Consider the following 15,898-nt stretch of genomic DNA (forward strand, 5'->3'; position numbering starts at 1 on the left):
TGAAGCGTCCTTTACTGTAAAGGGTGGTTTACTTCTTGGGTGAGATTCGTTCTTAAGGATGAGTGGCAGCCTTTTAGGGTGGAGGCATGGCAGAAGACGACATCAGACTAAAAGACGCACTTATCGGAATCGTGGCCATCAGTGCCATGGATGTTTTATTGGTAGTGACAGTTTTTGTCATGATGAAGTCTGGCTTGGCTGCGGGCGGACTGGGCACGATTATGCCCGCTGCGCTTGCTCTTTCGGTGGCGGTGCCGACGGCTGCGTTGGTGTACTACCTCAAGCATCGGGGGATTGGCCTGGGCTTTCTGCCTTTGGGTAGGCGTGGTTGGCACTTGCTGTGGCAGGTGCCCCTTGTGATTCTGGCGGCGGGGGTCGCAGCCGCGATTGTGGGGCCACTGTTGGGGATATCGCCCTCGGACAATACATCTGCAGCTGATGGGCGCGGTGTTATGGTCGTCGTGTCTTTGGCGTGCTATCTCTTGCTGGCGCCGCTGGCGGAAGAGATTGTGTTTCGCCGCTTGCTGATGGGGTATCTAGATCGCAGCGTCCCAGCCTTTGCCAGCGTGATCCTCAGCTCGTTGTTGTTTGGTGTCGCCCATATTGCGCCGCCGGTCATTGTGTATGCGACTTTTCTGGGGATGGGGTGCGCGCTAGTGACCCGCTTCCACAATTCGCTGCGCGCAGGCTTTATTGTGCACTTGGTCAATAATGTGGTCGTGCAGTTGATTGCGGTCTCGGCGCTATAGTCTTGGCGTGGAAGGCGCTGCCACAGTCGGGCCGCGCAAGAAAACCCCAGGCTCCGGAGTGGAGACTGGGGCTAGGGGAGGAGCGGCTTCGCTAGGCGGAGTGGGGATGCTTAGACGGAAGCAGCGCAGTTGCTGCAGATGCCAAATACCTCGGCATCGTGGCCGGTGAGCTCGAAGCCGTACTCCTTGGCCACGGAGGTCGCCCACTTTTCAATGGGGCCGCCGTCGATTTCCTCGGTGCGGCCACACTTGGTGCACACCAAGTGGTGGTGATGGGCGTCAGTCTCGCAATGGCGGTAGAGGGTTTCGCCATTGGGCATGTGGAGCGCGTCCACTGCATCGATATCGGTTAGGGACTGCAGGGTGCGGTACACGGTTGTCAGACCCACCTTTTCCTCCCGCTCCTGAAGTTCGTGATAGATCTCCTTGGCGGAGGCGAATTTCTCCATATCCCGCAGCACCTCGACGACTGCGGTGCGCTGCTTGGTATTGCGCGCTCCTAGTTTGGGAATACTGTCGTGTAAAGCCATGACCTTTATATTATCAATTCTTTTTCAACAACTGCATAGTCAGGCGGCTTTATATGCAAGGAGGGGAGGGCTAGGAGGCGATCCTGGCGGCGTCGGCAAGCAAGTCCAATACCTGCGGCGCAATGAGTGAGTAGGTCACCTCGCGCCCGCTGCGCTCGGAGTCAACAATGCCCGCTTGCTTGAGAACGCGCAGGTGCTGGCTAATGAGCGGCTGAGACTTGCCGGTGGCTTTGACGATCTCGTGTACAAAGTGATCGCGTTCGGCCAGGCGGGAGATGATGGCGATGCGTAGGGGCGAATCGAGGGCAGCGATCACGCCGGCGGCCGCAGAACTATTAATCGCCGTATCAGTGGTCGTCATAGGGAATGTCACTTTCAATTAAATACCTATTACCTGTCGGGCACCCTTATATTACCCGATGTGTTCAATAACTCGTATGTATTTCAAATTAAATTCATGCCCTAATCCACCGCCGGCAAGCGCTTAGGGTTAGACTGAACGAGATTGTCAAGACTGTCCCCTACCAGAGGAGTCCGAAAACTTATGGCATCCGTCATCGATACCGTTGTAAACCTGTGTAAGCGCCGCGGCTTGGTCTACCAGGCAGGTGAAATTTACGGCGGTTCCCGCTCCGCGTGGGACTACGGCCCTCTTGGTGTAGAGCTCAAGGAAAACATCAAGCGTCAGTGGTGGCGCCACATGGTCCAGTCCCGCGCAGACGTCGTGGGTGTCGATACCTCCGTCATCCAGCCACGCCAGGTCTGGGTATCTTCCGGTCACGTTGAAGTATTCTCCGACCCGCTGGTGGAATCCCGCCACACCGGTAAGCGCTACCGTGCCGACCACCTCATTGAGGCCTACGAGGAAAAGCACGGCCACGAGCCAGAAAACGGCCTGGCAGATATCAATGACCCGGAAACCGGCCAGCCGGGTGACTGGACCGAACCGAAGGCTTTCTCCGGCCTGCTCAAGACCTTCCTTGGCCCAGTCGATGATGAGCAGGGCCTGCACTACCTGCGTCCGGAGACCGCACAGGGCATCTTCGTTAACTTCAAGAACGTGATGACCTCCTCGCGCATGAAGCCGCCGTTTGGCATTGCGAATATTGGCAAGTCCTTCCGCAATGAAATTACCCCAGGTAACTTCATCTTCCGCACCCGCGAGTTCGAGCAGATGGAGATGGAGTTCTTCGTTAAGCCAGGCGAGGACGAAGAGTGGCACCAGTACTGGATCGATGACCGCTATAACTGGTACGTGGACCTGGGCATCAAGGAAGAAAACCTGCGCCTTTACGAGCACCCGAAGGAAAAGCTCTCCCACTACTCCAAGCGCACCGTGGACGTGGAGTACGCCTTTGGCTTCAAGGGCTCCAAGTGGGGCGAGCTGGAAGGCGTGGCTAACCGCACCGACTATGACCTGTCCGTACACGCCAAGGGCTCGGGCGAGGACCTGTCCTACTATGACCAGGCCAATGACGAGCGCTGGATCCCGTACGTCATCGAGCCGGCCGCCGGATTGGGCCGTTCCATGATGGCCTTCCTGGTTGATGCCTACGACGAGGAAGAAGCTCCCAACGCCAAGGGTGGTACCGATAAGCGCGTGGTCCTGCGCCTGGACCGCCGCCTGGCCCCCATCAAGGTAGCCGTGCTTCCGCTTTCCAAGAAGGAAGAGCTCTCTGAGCCTGCCCGCAAGTTGGCCGATAAGCTGCGCGCTTATTGGAACGTGGACTTTGACGTCTCCGGTGCCATCGGCCGCCGCTACCGTCGCCAGGATGAGATTGGCACCCCGTTCTGCGTCACCTTCGACTTCGACACCCTCGAAGACGATGCCGTGACCGTGCGCGAGCGCGACACCATGGAGCAGGAGCGCGTGAAGCTCGATGACCTCGAGGCTTACCTCGCCTCCCGCCTGATTGGGTGCTAGGGATGCATTACACCAGCTGGGATCGCTCTGACCGCGCAAAACCCGTGCTCTTGGCCGAAGACGGCCCGGAGCAGCTGGGCGTATTCTCGGAGCATTCCGCGGAGGTCGACGGCCACTTCTGGCGCACCGAGGTCAGTGACCTTGGCGCCTCTGCCACGCTTGCCGACGGCTCCATCTACCGCCTCGCCGGCCGCCTCGGCCGCGATAAGCGCCTAGAGGCATCGCTCAACGGCCGCACTTTTCACTTCATCAATGAAAACAGCGGCGACTGGATCATCGATGATGTCGATGATGACAAGGTAGGCCAGTTCTCCTCCCGCAACTCTGGGGTGCGCAAGTCCATCCTCGAATTCGAGCACGAAGCCGAAGGACTCACCACCGCCGAAATTGCCGGTTTGAGCTGGTTTACCCGCGTCATCCTTGATGCCAATACCCAAGGCAAGGCTTGGGCGTGGATCATCACCTTGGTCCTCGCTTCCATCGTTGCCATCCTCGCGCTTTTCATCTTCTAATGACTGTGCAGTGGACTTGGGGCGAGGGTGCGCTCAGCAGTGCCGCGGGGGAGCAACTGGCTTCCGTGTGCGACGGTGTGCTCGCCACCGCGGCCGGCGAGCGCCTAACCTTGGAATCTTCGCTGGATTACTCCTCCCCGCGCTTCTTCTTGCGCGCGCAGACCGCGGCGGGCGCGGGCGAGGATTTCTCGGTCTCCCAGGCCGGGATTACCATCACCCGCCTGCGTGCGGCCTGCGGGGAGCGCGAGTACCTGCTAGAACGCCGCAACCCTTTCCGCCGCGAGCGCCGCATCGTAGCTCGCCGCTCGGGCGCCGAGGTTGCCAGCACCGCCCCGGCGGGAAACGGACTGCAGGTGAGCGTGGGTGAGCTGCCGGAGCTCGACGCCATATTCTTGAGCTACGCCTGTGCGCTTCTCGACGCCACCCCGCGCACCCTGCGCACCTAGTCCGGCGCAATCAACGAAGGCGCCGCCCACGGAGAGTGAGACGGGGCGGCCTTTGCTCGGCTAGAAGGAGCCGCCGCGGAAGCCGCCTCCGTCGCCGCCGCCGAGGTCTCCGCCGCCAAAGCTGCCTCCACCAAAGCCGCCGCCTCCGAAACCGCCACCAAAGCCGCGGCCGCCGCCGAGCATTTGGCCCAGGACCATACCGGTGACGATATTGCCGGCCGCGTTGCCCATCTGCTGCCGCTGCTGGCGGCGACGGTGCTCGTCAATGTCATCCTTGGCGCGCTGCAGCGCCGCCTGGGCCGCGGCCACCGCTTCGCGGGAAGACTGCAGGGCGGCGCGGATATCGCTGCGCTCGGTGTGGAGGGCTTGGGCGTGGAGACGTTTGGCGTCGGCAAGCGCGGTGCGTGCGCCCGAGCCGATGATGCGCCCGCGGGAGGAAATGAGGTCCTCCGCAGCCTGGATATTAGATTCCGCCACGGAAATCTGCTGGCGGAAGAGATCAAGTTGGCGCGCGTGGGTGGAGGTCTTTTCCCGCACGCGGTCAAGCGCCTCATCCAGCTGCGTGTCAATAGAAGTAAGTGCGGTGTGCTGGCCCAATGGATCCTGCTGGCCTTGGGCCTTGGCCTCAGTGACTGCGGAGCCAGCGCGACCGAGCAGTTCCTCGAGCGCGTTCCAATCCGCCGTGGTTCCCTGCGCCTTGCCTTGGCGCTCGAGCTCGCGGGCTTCGTCGATTTCGCCTTCGACTTCGGCAATGAGGGACTCGAGGTTAGCGCGGGCGGTGGCGATATTCTCCTCCGCGTTTTCCACGCCGGAAATTAGGCGATCCGTCATCGCGCAGGCATGTTCACTATCGCGGATGAGCCCCACCAGCGGGCCCTGCTGACCGGCCGGCTGGGCCTGGACCCCGCGGGCCTTTTCTAGCAGTTTTTCTGCCTCATCAAGCGAAGCGGCGGCAAGCTCCGGGTTATCGGCAATGGAGGACAAAACGTGCTCGTCATAGTTGCCCTTCAACCGAGCCAACGTGGATTCGGCCTCCGGCAGGCGGGCGCGCAGGCCCACGGTGCGCTGGGTGAGCTCGTCCAGTTTCTCAGCGGAGTGGATAAGTAGGTCGCGCATCTGGGCAAATTCAGCGGCCTGGGCATCCAGGGCATCGTCGGCCTGACCACAGGAAGAGACGATGTCCACGAGCATCTGGCGTCGTTCGGCCGGGGACTCCGGAACGGCATCATCTAGGCGTTGGCGTAGGTGGAAAGCCTTTTGCAGGGTAGAAGTAGAGTGGTTCATCGCCTTGGTAAACGGGCGCACGCGCTCTGGACCAAACTCCGAAAGCGCGATATTGAGCTCCTCCTTGCCGCGGCGAATGGACTCATCGGTAGAGACCAACTCTTCCTGCGCCAACTGGTCCAAGGTCTCAAGTGACAAACGGTTGAGCTGACCGGTATCGCCCGGGGCGATTTCGCGGGCCGACTCGAGCGTTTGCGCCTTATTCTTCTTAGTATTGCGGCGGGAGTAGTACATGATTCCGCCACCGGCGGCGACAATGGCGGCCGCGCCACCGCCCAGCCACGCTAGGCCGGAAGAATCGGAGGAGCCAGAAGAGCTGGAGGCACTAGGGTTGCCCAGGGCGGCGTCGGCAAGCGCGAGGGCGGAAGCACCGTATTCATCGCTGGCCAGCTTGTCATAGGCAGCGTCATACATCTGGTCGAGCCGGCCTTTGGGCCAAGCTTTGCCGGTCTGCACGCCCATTTTGCGGTCATCGACGGACAGGACATACACCGCAGAGTTTTCCCCCTTGTCCTTGACCACTTGGGCAGCAAAGCTTTCCGGATCCGCATCTAGCTTATTGGTGATGTAGACAAAGAGGACCCGGTGCTCATCCTTTTGTAGCTGGCCAATCTTTTCTCTCAGCTCGGCCTTTTCTTGGGTGCTTAAAACGCCCGCGTCATCGGTAACCTTCTCCTTAAGGGTGGTCGTACCGGTGCCCTGCGCCACGGTGGTGGTTTCAGCGGCAAAGGCAGACCCCGCACCGATGGAGGTGCAGCCCAAAATGAAAGCGGCGACGGCCGCGCGGCCCAAACGTGCACTCAAATTCATGCCCACCACTTTACCGGCTCCACTTAGCTCTTCGGCGGGTAGTGTAATGGGGCAGTGAAGTACGTAATTGTTTTAGGCACTGCCCAATATGACGGCCGGCCCTCCCGCATCCTTGCCGGACGCCTGCGCCATGCCGGCGAGCTAGCCACCGCCGAGGGCCTGGAAGTTATTACCGTGGGCGGCAAGCTACCCGGCGATAGGTTTACTGAGGCCGGCGTCGGCCGCACCTTTCTGCGCGAGCACTACCCACACCTGACCGTCCACGCGGTGGAGCAGGGGCTAGATACCCGCAGCTCCCTGAAAGCGGCCAAGGAAGCCTTCGCGCTTTCCGACGCCACCATCATCACCGATCCCCTCCACCGCCCGCGCACCGCACTCATCGCCCGCCAGGAAGGACTAAAAGCCACCGTATCCGGCACGCCGTATTACCCGGCCGCGCGCTTTTCCAAACCCTGGTGGCGCTACCTTGCCCACGAAACCGGTGGCGTGGCCTACGCGCTGGTAGCAGGACTTTTGCCCCCGCGCGGTGCCGCCGCACTGCGCAATGGGTTCTACCGCGTGGAGCAGCTCCTGCGCCCGAATCAAAAGCTGCGGCATCAGACGATTGAGCAGGAAGATAGGGATTCTTTTCCCCGGCGATAAGAAGCATCGCATGATATTTTTTAAGCTGCCGATACATTTTTAGGGAAAAAGGGGTTCTTTTCCGTTAAATCAGGAAGTAACACCGAGCCATGTCGGCCAGCGCTGAAATGCTACGAAGCCTCAGGAGGAAAGCGTGTTAAAACTGGAGAACCTGTCTGTAAAGCTAAGCAGGAAAAGTAGCCCGCTATTCTCTATCGACTCTGTGCATGAGCCAGGCACCCTCACTTGGATTCGAGGCGCCTCTGGGTCCGGCAAATCCACGCTGCTTCGCGTTATCTCTGGACTCCAGAAGCCAACATCAGGAACCGTCAGTATTTTCGGACATGACTTATGGAGCTCTTCTGCTCGAAATAGAGATAGGCTTCGAGCTAAATCGATGGGAATAGTGTTTCAAGATTCCGGCGTAGTGCCCTGTTTGACAATCGACGAAAACCTTTCCTTCGCACAAGGGCTAAGCGGAGCCACTGCGGACTCGGACGCTAATAGCTCTTTGCTAGCTCAACTCAATATGAGTGAATACGGAGCCTCTCTACCGCACGAGCTTTCAGGGGGACAACGCCAACGCGCGGCCATAGCAACGGCAATGTCCAAAAAGCCCCAACTCGTTTTCGCAGACGAACCGACGAGTGCCTTGGATGAGGACAACACATATTCAGTGTTGCGATATCTGCATAATTACACAGTAAGAAACCACGCAATCGCCTTGGTAGTTTCCCACGATGATCGTTTAGCGCAGTTTTGTGATCAGGTTTTGGAAATCGGGGTAAACCAATGAATTTTCGCGCTGTGGAAGCGAGGATCCGTAAGAGCACTTTTGTGGAGAGTATCCCGTTACTAGCTACCTCGTTTGTGCTCTTCTTCTTTGTCTGTCTGTTAGTCTCCACAGTAGCGGCGGACAAGGTAGCCGAATCTATGTCAATGGGGCTGATGTATTCGGCTTTCATATCGATCATTCCCTTTGCTCTGGCGCTCAAATACTGCTTTAGGCATGTGGTGGAGGGGAGGCGCCACCACTATGAGGCGCTTCGTTTATTTGGGTTAACATTAAAACGAATTCGCCGAGTGCTATTCCTTGAGCTACTTACGGTTTATTTTTTCTTTTCAATAGTTAGCGCAGTTCTGGTTCCAGTGCTGATGAAGCCAATCTTCTTGGTTCTGTATTCGGGTTTTGGCATTGATCTCCCTCAAGGACTCCCTTCACCACTACTCGTCGCTGTGATCTCATGGTGCGCTATCGTTTGTCTGAGCTTCGTTCCTTTCCAACAGGAAACGAGAGTTTTGGAGGATTTGAGCCAAGGCCCAACTCGCATAGATCCAACTCCAAGGAATCCGCGGGCTGCAGAACTCCTTCGATATCCGCTGGGGATAGCAGCCTGTGTTGTATTGCTAGTGGGATTTGTGGCGATGCCCCAAGCGGATCCATCTAGTAGGTGGCCGTTTATTTTCGTCTACTGCGTGCCCTTCTTGGTGAGTGCTGCCTCTGTATTTGTCTACGCGGTTGTCTTATATTCCGCCGAATACCTCTCCCTCAAGTTTGGGGGATGGAATCCTCCGATTTTGGGAGTCCGATATGCGCGATCTTTTATCGCCACCACCATATTGCGGGTCTCTTGTATTTTTATCTTGTTTCCCATCATTCCTTTTATTGCGAATGATTCGGCACTCTACTCAGCAAGGGAAGAATTAGCTGACAATGTGAAGAACGTGTATGTAGGGTCGCCGCAGGATGAACAAACTATCAGCACATCCACTGCCCAAAACATTTGTCAGGATCACGCCGCAGATTGCCTAGGAGTTCTTAGCTGGGTGCCTGCTGACCAAGACTCGGAAGAGCTCCAACCTTCCACCATGGAAGAAGGCGCTGTCTTTGCGCTGGTAGAAGATCGGGACGGAACAGTAAGTTCCTTGGTTAATGACCGAGAGGTAGTTGAGACGGAACCCCGATCGCCGTTTGACCAAACGTGGATGCGGCCATGGGATAAAACCTTTAATTCTGAAGCAGATCCTTCTTGGGGAACGGGCGAAAGGCAAGACGAAGGTTATGCTGTAGCCATTTTTTCGAAGCAAGTGGAATTGAGCGACAGCCAAGCGATGGAGGTTGTAGGCGCTCAGCAATGGGCAGAAAACCTACCTTCAACGTTGCTTTACGGTCCAAACGGTACCGGTACAAGCGAATTTATTCCGTTGTTTGCCTACGTGATTGTTGGGGGAGCAGTTCTCATCTTCGGACTGGCCTTAGCACAACAAGGTCGGCTTATCCGCTTCACTAAAACCATTTGGGAACAAGGCGTCTCAGTTGCAGAAGCGCACAGAAACAGGAAATTGGCCAATTGTTTGCCTTCGGCTTTTGCGTTGGCTTTGTCGCTAGGAGCAGCTGCTCTACTGAGCACGTATATGGACTCTTATATAGCGCATAAACTTGTATTGCACTTTCCGGATGTCCCATTTGGACTCATACTTTTCTTGGTGGTGGTTGTGGGCCTGGCAGCGGTGGGCAGCAACTTTGTGAAAGGCCCGCGGCCTGCTAAAAACTAGGCGGCCACGTTGCTCACCCAAAAGGCCAGTTCACGGAATATGCTTGGGTCGTGTCCTATTCTTATTCCGCCGCCGACTTCGCCCGCCTGGCCGATGAAAAGCCGAAGGGCTCAGCCTTCCATACCGTGGAAGAACATCGCGGCGTCTTTGCCCGTGACCGCGCCCGCGTGCTGCACTCGGCAGCCTTGCGGCGTCTGGCCGATAAAACTCAGGTCGTCGGGCCGCGCGATGGCGATACTCCACGCACCCGTCTGACCCACTCGCTGGAGGTGGGCCAAATTGCGCGGAGCATCGGTGCTGGACTTGGACTCGATCCTGATCTGTGCGACATGGCAGGGCTGACCCATGACATCGGCCACCCGCCCTACGGGCACAATGGCGAAAACGCACTCAATGAGGTCGCCCTCAATGGTTTTGAAGGCAACGCGCAGACCCTGCGCATCCTCACCCGCCTAGAGCCCAAGGTCATCGTGGACGATGCCAGCGGCGTGCCGCAAAGCTTCGGCCTCAACCTCACCCGTGCCGCCCTCGACGGTGCCTGCAAATACCCCTGGACCAAGACCAATCTCGATGGCAGCACCAACCGCAAATACGGCGCCTATGACGAGGACGCGGATCTGCTCGAGTGGCTGCGCGAGGGCCATAGCGATAATCGCAAATGCATCGAAGCCCAAGTCATGGACTGGTCCGATGACATCGCCTACTCCGTGCATGATGTGGAAGACGGCATTATTTCCCGGCGCATCTCCCTCAATGTCCTTTGGGACCTAGTTGAGCTAGCCCAGCTGGCAGAAAAGGGCGCTAAAGCCTTTGGCGGCACGGCCGATGAGCTCTTGGAGGCGGCCGATAGCCTGCGCAACTTAAGCGTCATCAACGCCATCGGCGATTTCGACTACTCCCTGCGCGACTATGCCAATTTGAAGAAGATGACCTCTGAGCTCGTAGGCCGCTATGTCGGCGCGACCGTCGGTGCCACCAGCGAAGCCAATGCCGAGCTCATCGCCTCCAATACCCTTGGCCGCATGCACGGTGACCTCGTTGTGCCCAAGCAAGCCGAGGCGGAGGTCAAACTGCTTAAAACCATCGCGGTCCTTTACGTCATGGATGAGCCCGCCCACTTAGCCCGCCAAGACCGCCAACGCGAGCGCATCTACCGTGTCTACGATTACCTCGTCGCCGGCGCCCCCGGCTCTTTGGATGCCACCTTCCGGCTGTGGTGGGAGCAGGCCGATTCTGATGCCGCTCGTGACCGCGCCATCATCGACCAAATTGCGTCCATGACCGAGTCCCGCCTCGAGCGCTTGGCCCGCCGGAGTGCGGAGCTGTCTGGGTTCCTCAGCTAAACCTGGCTTGCCCACCACCGCGCTAGAGTTAGGTCGAGAGTCATCAGGCCGATCTGAGCGCGAAAAGGCCGAATTGAGAGCTCAAAACCCTCAATTCGGCCTCATATCTATGGACCTAACGCCTCAGCTCCAACCCCAGGGCCCGAGTCGCTAGCGCACCAACGCGACACCTTGGTCCTCGAGCACGCTAGCTACCGCCGCTAGGTCCTCGCCTTCGATATCCATATTGGAGGCAACGATGACGCTGGTGCGCTGCTCGCGCAGGAAATCCGCTAGGTCATCGAGGTTGCGCGGTCCGCAGTCTTCGCAGCCGCGGGTGCGGCCGAGTGCGTTAAAGAAGTCCGCGCGAGTGCGGATGTGTTCAGTGATGAGGATGCGTCGCATGATTACTCCTCTGCGTCCGGGATAGAACAGAAGCTTTCATAGTGGTCGTCGGTGTAGTACCACACGTCTGGGTCGGTCTCGCTGCCGCCACCGGTGATGATGCGGCGGGCACCGCGGTTGTGTCTGCCGGGGGTTTCTACCGTGTATTCGCGGTAGTAATTCTTGTCCTGCTGGGGCAGCCGGCCCTCGTAATTGCCAAAGCGGGCGTTGTCATTATCCGGGTAGTCGTAGGGGCCACCGGTCAAGATATCGTCTGCGGTGTCTTTGGCCTCGGCGGGTAGGGAAGACATCGTGCAGGTATCGGCGTCGCCAGTCGCGGCCGCTTGGGTCGACTCAGAAGTGGAGGAAGCAGCGGAATCACCATCGCCGCCGAGATCGAAGCCGAAGTAGCCTGCCACGACGGCGAGCGCAAGGCCGCCGAGGGCAACGGGGAGCGATTTCTTGGACGCTTTGGACTTGGGCATACCTTTATTGTTGCAGGTGCGGCGCTAAAAGTGGAAATTGGCCCGAGACAATGGCGAGGTCAAAAATTGCCCCGTCACGGGGGTAGGTAACAGTATGTGGAAAGTACCCCAACAGAGGGTAATTTGCGTCCAAACTGTGAACCCTGTTCAACGTCACCATCCTGCCCTAGCTATTTGAACATTCCCACCGCGCGCGGGGTAGTCTGTACGCATGGCAAAAGGCAGAATTCCGGACAGCGATATCCAAGCTATCCGTGAACGCGCGCCTTTAGAAGAAATCGTCGGCGAGTACGTGCAGCTCAAGCCCGCCGGGCACGATTCGCTTAAGGGCCTTAGCCCCTTCAAGGATGAAAAGACTCCGTCCTTTCACGTGCGCCCGCAGCGCGGCTACTACCACTGCTTTTCCACCGGCAAGGGTGGCGATGTATTCAGCTTCCTGATGGAAATGGAGCAGGTCTCCTTCCCAGAAGCGGTTGAAGCGGTAGCGCAGAAGATCGGCTATCACATCAACTACCAGGGCGGTTCTACGGGCGCGCGCAATGAGAAGCCGGGCACGCGGCAGCGCCTCATCGCTGCCAATAAAGCCGCCCACGAGTTTTACCGCCAGCAGTTGGAGACCCCACAAGCGGCTACAGCCCGCGATTTCCTGCTGGATCGCGGTTTTTCCCGCGAGGTCATCTATGACTTCGAGTGCGGCTATGCCCCAGAGGGATGGGATACGGCTACCAAACACCTGCTGCGCCTAGGCTTTTCCTTTGAAGAGCTGGAAGCAGCTGGCATTTCCAAGATGGGCAAGCGTGGTCCCATCGACCGCTTCCATCGTCGTTTGCTGTGGCCGATTAAGGACCTTTCCGGCAACGTCATTGGCTTTGGCGCCCGCAAGCTTTTCGACGACGACAAGCTCGGCAAGTACATGAACACCTCTGAGACCATGCTCTACCGCAAGTCCAAGGTGCTCTTTGGCCTCGATTTGGCCAAGCGCAATATCGCCGAAAACCACCAAGCCGTGGTGGTAGAAGGCTACACGGATGTCATGGCCATGTATGCCGCAGGCGTCAAGACCGCTGTTGCTTCCTGTGGTACCGCCTTTGGCGGCGAGCATCTGCAGGTGCTGCGCCGACTCATGCTGGATGATTCCTACTTCAATGGCGAGCTCATCTATACCTTTGACGGCGATGAGGCAGGGCAGAAGGCCGCCATGCGCGCCTTTGACGGCGAGCAAAAGTTCACCGGTCAATCCTTTGTCTCCGTAGCGCCCGACGGCATGGATCCGTGCGATCTGCGTCTGCACAAAGGCGATGCCGCCGTGCGCGAGCTCATCGCGGACCGCATCCCCATGTTCGAGTTCGTTATCCAGTCCGTCATCGCGGAATACAGCATTGACAGCGCCGAGGGGCGCCTGCAGGCCCTGCGCCGCGCGGTACCCGTGGTCGCACAGATCCGTGATCAACCTTTGCAGCGTGAATATGCCCGGCGTCTAGCAGGTTGGGTGGGCTGGCCGGATCCGGAAGAGGTTCTCCGGCAGGTGCGCGCGGAGGCACGCAAGCCCAAGAAAGCCGAAAAGCCCACCATTCGTCGCTTCGACAATGCGAAGCAGCAGCCGGCACAGCAGGACGTGCCGATGATCCATCCGCCGAGCCCGAAGGAGACCCACCTGTGGCCTCAGCGCGAGGCCCTCAAGCTGGCCTTGCAGATGCCGCAGGTGGCAGGTTCCTATTTCGATGGCATTACTGCCGACGCCTATACCAACGACGCCTACCGCCTCGTGCGCCAAGCCATTTCTACCGTGGGTGGCGCAGCTCAGGGCGCCACCATGCCGGCCGTGGAGTGGATCGCCGCGGTGGCCGGCGAAATGCAGGACCTTACCGGCCGCAACTTCGTCTCGGAGCTTGCCGTAGAGGCCATTTTGCCAACCGACGTCGGTCCCGAAAAATACGCCGACTCCGTGCTCTCCCGATTGCAAGAGACGGTGGTGGGCGATCAAATCGCCCAGTTGAAGGCTCGTCTTGGCCGCATGCGTCCCTCCGATGATGAGGCTAGCTATAACTCGCTTTTTGCTGACCTCGTCGCTTTAGAACAAGCCCGCCGCGAGCTCAATGACCGCGCCTTCCGCGGCACGCCTCCCCAAGGTTAAAAATATCCCCTCGCCCTGTCACCGATTTAGGTGCGCAGCGAGGGGAGGGAAGAGGCTGAAACTAATTTAGTCCTCATCAGGTTCATAAATGCGGTCCGCGTTGTCTACCTGGGAGCCGCGCAGCCGGCCTTTGCCCTTGCGCTTGGAGGAGAGATCGCGAACCTCGCGCATGCGCGGTTCCGGATCCAAGCGGTTGGCTACTGCCTTGCGTGCAGAAGTGACGGCAGATTTGGTCACGGGGGAGTTGATAGCCTTCTCGTAGGCGCCCTTGATCTGGTGGTAGCGCTTGCGGCCTGCTTTGGTGCCAAAAACGTATCCTGCTGCGGCGCCGAAGACGAATTGGATCATTATTTAGCGTGTCCCCTTATTCCAGTACGAGTAAAAGTTCTCCACCAGCCTACCGCGAAGGCCCGTCGCTCGCTGCTAGCCACCGTTAAGGGGTAAAGCTCGATTTGCTGTAGAACAGCTCTTTTCATAAACAGGAATTCGCGCTAGTTTAAAGAGGTGGACATAAACGCGCGTAGGGACTCGGCCGCGGCCTCAGCAGTAGCGCTGGCCGCGCTATTTACCGCGAGTATTTCGGCAGAATCGAGTAACCAGAACACCGGTGTTGCTACTACGCAGAAAGCTTCAGCTTGGTCCGAGGATTGCTAGATAGTACCGGGAAGGTGTAGTCACCGTCCCAGCTTTGTGCATGCGGGTTTAGCGTCACGTTCACCTTTTTGTAACTTTAGCTAGATATTATGCGTGGGAATTCGTTACTAGTGAAAGGTTTCCACGTTGAACTATCGGAATAAACTCCGCCCGGCAGTTCGCGCACTCGCCTTGTGCGCGGCCACCGGACTGACCATAACGCTGGCACCGGCTGCCAGCGCCGCCCTCCCCGTGGCCGTGCCACAGCTCCGCGAGCCTGTTACCCAGCAGACCACCGGCGCTCCTCCGGTCCAGCACCCCGGTGCCCCGGTTCCAGAGCCGTTTAGCACGGACTATATCGCGGGCTTTGAATCCGATGTTTCCTCTTATCAATTTGGCAACTACTGGCAGGTAGTCCAGCTTTTTGATCACATCAAGGCTCAGCCAGAAATCCGCCAAGAAAATATGGACAAGGCCGTGGCCATCAATAACGCCGCAGCCGGTGACCCCGCTTTGATCCGCCGCGCGCAGGCCGATGCCAAGGCCAGCTCGACGAGCGTGCTCAACGCCGTTTCTGACTCGATGGGCAAGAACCTAGGCGATGCCTTCCGCGCTGCCTTGGCCGAGCACCGCCTGCCCAAGACCGAATACCTCCTAGGAAATGGCTATGCGGCCCGCGCAGGCGGACTGGCCAATTCCACGATGTCGGAGAAGTACTACTTCAACTATCAACGCCCGTACCAGCGCGCGCCGCAGGCGATTAAGCGCTATGACGATGGCTCCAAGGATCTCTATCCCACCTCTCCAGCCTTCCCTTCGGGCCATACCAATCAGGCAACGTGGATTACCACGCTGATGTCCTTCATGCTGCCTGAGGTAGGCCCACAGCTCATGCTGCGCGGCGCGGAGGCCGGCAACCACCGCGTAGTACTGGGCGTGCATTACCCGCTGGATGTCATCGGTGGGCGCATGACAGGCCAGGCCGCCGCGGCTGACCGCTTGAATGACAAGCGCATGCGCAATGCCCTGTGGCAAGCCTCGATGGAAGTGCGCAAGGAAATTAAGTGGCGCACCGGCAAGACGGTAGAAGAACTGGTGGCCCAGGATAGGGAAGAGGGCACCGACTATCGGTCCACGGCGGATGCGGTAGAACAATACTCCACATTCATGGACTATGACTTCGCCCCGCGCTACCGAACCGACGCCCCGATGGTCGTCCCGCAGGCCGCTCCAGTGCTGCTAGCAGCGTCCCACCCAGAGCTGACCTGGTATCAGCGCGCCGAGGTGCTGCGCCAGACCGCGCGTCCAGCCGGCAACCCATTGGATTGGCAAGCAGAGGGAGGCTCGTGGCAGCGTCTCGATCTAGCCCGCGCCATGGCGGCCAGGGTGACCATCGCCCCAGACGGCGGCGTGAGCGTCAGCGGCTAGCAGGTTCTGCAACCTGTGGGGGTACAGATCTCCAGACCATGGTTCAATTTAGAAATATCTCCGTCACTCTAAAGGAAAAG

The 15,898-nt window shown here is 58.6% G+C and carries 16 protein-coding genes; 10 read left to right on the plus strand and 6 right to left on the minus strand.

Translation table 11 applies throughout. From position 1 onward, the window contains the following. The first annotated feature begins 86 nt into the window (after positions 1-86). Positions 87-749, plus strand: a complete 663-nt coding sequence (locus QP990_RS06725) for a CPBP family intramembrane glutamic endopeptidase (RefSeq protein ID WP_239205126.1) — start codon at positions 87-89, stop codon at positions 747-749. 110 nt (positions 750-859) lie between these two features. Here QP990_RS06725 and QP990_RS06730 read toward each other — a convergent pair whose 3' ends face one another. Together QP990_RS06730 and QP990_RS06735 are read right to left on the minus strand one after the other, a co-directional pair. Beyond that, positions 860-1,279, minus strand: a complete 420-nt coding sequence (locus QP990_RS06730; RefSeq protein WP_284798758.1) for a Fur family transcriptional regulator — start codon at positions 1,277-1,279, stop codon at positions 860-862. A 70-nt stretch (positions 1,280-1,349) separates the two neighbouring features. Further along, positions 1,350-1,640, minus strand: coding sequence for a helix-turn-helix transcriptional regulator (locus QP990_RS06735; RefSeq protein WP_200288791.1), 291 nt, complete (start codon positions 1,638-1,640; stop codon positions 1,350-1,352). A 183-nt stretch (positions 1,641-1,823) separates the two neighbouring features. Between QP990_RS06735 and QP990_RS06740 the strand changes: the two genes are divergently transcribed. From QP990_RS06740 to QP990_RS06750, 3 genes are read left to right on the plus strand one after another with little or no spacing between them, the layout of a single operon-like run. Beyond that, positions 1,824-3,203, plus strand: coding sequence for a glycine--tRNA ligase (locus QP990_RS06740; RefSeq protein WP_200288792.1), 1,380 nt, complete (start codon positions 1,824-1,826; stop codon positions 3,201-3,203). 2 nt (positions 3,204-3,205) lie between these two features. Next, the gene (locus QP990_RS06745; RefSeq protein ID WP_239207874.1) at positions 3,206-3,715 is read left to right on the plus strand and encodes a hypothetical protein; all 510 of its coding nucleotides are present in this window, start codon (positions 3,206-3,208) and stop codon (positions 3,713-3,715) included. Beyond that, positions 3,715-4,161: a hypothetical protein gene (locus tag QP990_RS06750; RefSeq protein WP_200288794.1), complete on the plus strand. Its 447-nt coding sequence runs from the start codon at positions 3,715-3,717 to the stop codon at positions 4,159-4,161. The genes QP990_RS06745 and QP990_RS06750 overlap by 1 nt, the downstream gene beginning before the upstream one ends. Positions 4,162-4,221: 60 nt before the next feature. On the opposite strand, the gene QP990_RS06755 is transcribed toward QP990_RS06750, so the two are convergent. Continuing rightward, complete coding sequence (locus QP990_RS06755; RefSeq protein ID WP_284798759.1) at positions 4,222-6,255, minus strand: TPM domain-containing protein; 2,034 nt, start codon at positions 6,253-6,255, stop codon at positions 4,222-4,224. A 54-nt stretch (positions 6,256-6,309) separates the two neighbouring features. Here QP990_RS06755 and QP990_RS06760 point away from each other — a divergent pair, with 54 nt between their 5' ends. From QP990_RS06760 to QP990_RS06770, 4 genes are all read left to right on the plus strand, one after another. Beyond that, positions 6,310-6,897, plus strand: a complete 588-nt coding sequence (locus QP990_RS06760; protein WP_284798760.1) for a YdcF family protein — start codon at positions 6,310-6,312, stop codon at positions 6,895-6,897. A gap of 202 nt (positions 6,898-7,099) precedes the next feature. Continuing rightward, positions 7,100-7,672: an ABC transporter ATP-binding protein gene (locus tag QP990_RS12340; protein WP_349839670.1), complete on the plus strand. Its 573-nt coding sequence runs from the start codon at positions 7,100-7,102 to the stop codon at positions 7,670-7,672. Then, a complete protein-coding gene (locus tag QP990_RS06765; protein WP_248099617.1) occupies positions 7,669-9,432 on the plus strand; it encodes an FtsX-like permease family protein in 1,764 nt (587 codons plus the stop codon). The genes QP990_RS12340 and QP990_RS06765 overlap by 4 nt, the downstream gene beginning before the upstream one ends. A 50-nt stretch (positions 9,433-9,482) precedes the next feature. Continuing rightward, on the plus strand, positions 9,483-10,775 hold the full coding sequence (locus QP990_RS06770) for a deoxyguanosinetriphosphate triphosphohydrolase (protein WP_284798761.1): 1,293 nt from the start codon (positions 9,483-9,485) through the stop codon (positions 10,773-10,775). 150 nt (positions 10,776-10,925) lie between these two features. Here the strand turns inward: QP990_RS06770 and QP990_RS06775 are convergent, their stop codons facing one another. Further along, positions 10,926-11,159: a barstar family protein gene (locus QP990_RS06775; protein WP_023021008.1), complete on the minus strand. Its 234-nt coding sequence runs from the start codon at positions 11,157-11,159 to the stop codon at positions 10,926-10,928. Between the two features lie 2 nt (positions 11,160-11,161). Further along, positions 11,162-11,623, minus strand: coding sequence for a ribonuclease domain-containing protein (locus QP990_RS06780; RefSeq protein ID WP_284798762.1), 462 nt, complete (start codon positions 11,621-11,623; stop codon positions 11,162-11,164). Positions 11,624-11,834: 211 nt separating this feature from the next. Between QP990_RS06780 and dnaG the strand changes: the two genes are divergently transcribed. Then, positions 11,835-13,757, plus strand: coding sequence for a DNA primase (gene dnaG / locus QP990_RS06785; RefSeq protein WP_200288799.1), 1,923 nt, complete (start codon positions 11,835-11,837; stop codon positions 13,755-13,757). Positions 13,758-13,823: 66 nt separating this feature from the next. On the opposite strand, the gene QP990_RS06790 is transcribed toward dnaG, so the two are convergent. Continuing rightward, on the minus strand, positions 13,824-14,105 hold the full coding sequence (locus tag QP990_RS06790) for a hypothetical protein (protein WP_023021011.1): 282 nt from the start codon (positions 14,103-14,105) through the stop codon (positions 13,824-13,826). A 432-nt stretch (positions 14,106-14,537) separates the two neighbouring features. Here QP990_RS06790 and QP990_RS06795 point away from each other — a divergent pair, with 432 nt between their 5' ends. After that, on the plus strand, positions 14,538-15,818 hold the full coding sequence (locus tag QP990_RS06795) for a phosphatase PAP2 family protein (protein ID WP_284798763.1): 1,281 nt from the start codon (positions 14,538-14,540) through the stop codon (positions 15,816-15,818). Positions 15,819-15,898 lie beyond the last annotated feature (80 nt).

The sequence above is a fragment of the Corynebacterium sp. MSK071 genome (genome assembly GCF_030232125.1).
In the GTDB taxonomy this organism is placed as follows: Bacteria; Actinomycetota; Actinomycetes; order Mycobacteriales; family Mycobacteriaceae; genus Corynebacterium; species Corynebacterium kefirresidentii.

Bases quoted from the DNA above. Each gene is read 5' to 3' on its own strand.
- QP990_RS06750 (WP_200288794.1), top strand. From the start codon at position 3,715: ATGACTGTGCAGTGGACTTGGGGCGAGGGTGCGCTCAGCAGTGCCGCG.
- QP990_RS06735 (WP_200288791.1), bottom strand. From the start codon at position 1,640: ATGACGACCACTGATACGGCGATTAATAGTTCTGCGGCCGCCGGCGTG.
- dnaG (WP_200288799.1), top strand. From the start codon at position 11,835: ATGGCAAAAGGCAGAATTCCGGACAGCGATATCCAAGCTATCCGTGAA.
- QP990_RS06780 (WP_284798762.1), bottom strand. From the start codon at position 11,623: ATGCCCAAGTCCAAAGCGTCCAAGAAATCGCTCCCCGTTGCCCTCGGC.
- QP990_RS06765 (WP_248099617.1), top strand. From the start codon at position 7,669: ATGAATTTTCGCGCTGTGGAAGCGAGGATCCGTAAGAGCACTTTTGTG.
- QP990_RS06790 (WP_023021011.1), bottom strand. From the start codon at position 14,105: ATGATCCAATTCGTCTTCGGCGCCGCAGCAGGATACGTTTTTGGCACC.
- QP990_RS06740 (WP_200288792.1), top strand. From the start codon at position 1,824: ATGGCATCCGTCATCGATACCGTTGTAAACCTGTGTAAGCGCCGCGGC.
- QP990_RS06755 (WP_284798759.1), bottom strand. From the start codon at position 6,255: ATGAATTTGAGTGCACGTTTGGGCCGCGCGGCCGTCGCCGCTTTCATT.
- QP990_RS06730 (WP_284798758.1), bottom strand. From the start codon at position 1,279: ATGGCTTTACACGACAGTATTCCCAAACTAGGAGCGCGCAATACCAAG.
- QP990_RS06745 (WP_239207874.1), top strand. From the start codon at position 3,206: ATGCATTACACCAGCTGGGATCGCTCTGACCGCGCAAAACCCGTGCTC.
- QP990_RS06725 (WP_239205126.1), top strand. From the start codon at position 87: ATGGCAGAAGACGACATCAGACTAAAAGACGCACTTATCGGAATCGTG.
- QP990_RS06775 (WP_023021008.1), bottom strand. From the start codon at position 11,159: ATGCGACGCATCCTCATCACTGAACACATCCGCACTCGCGCGGACTTC.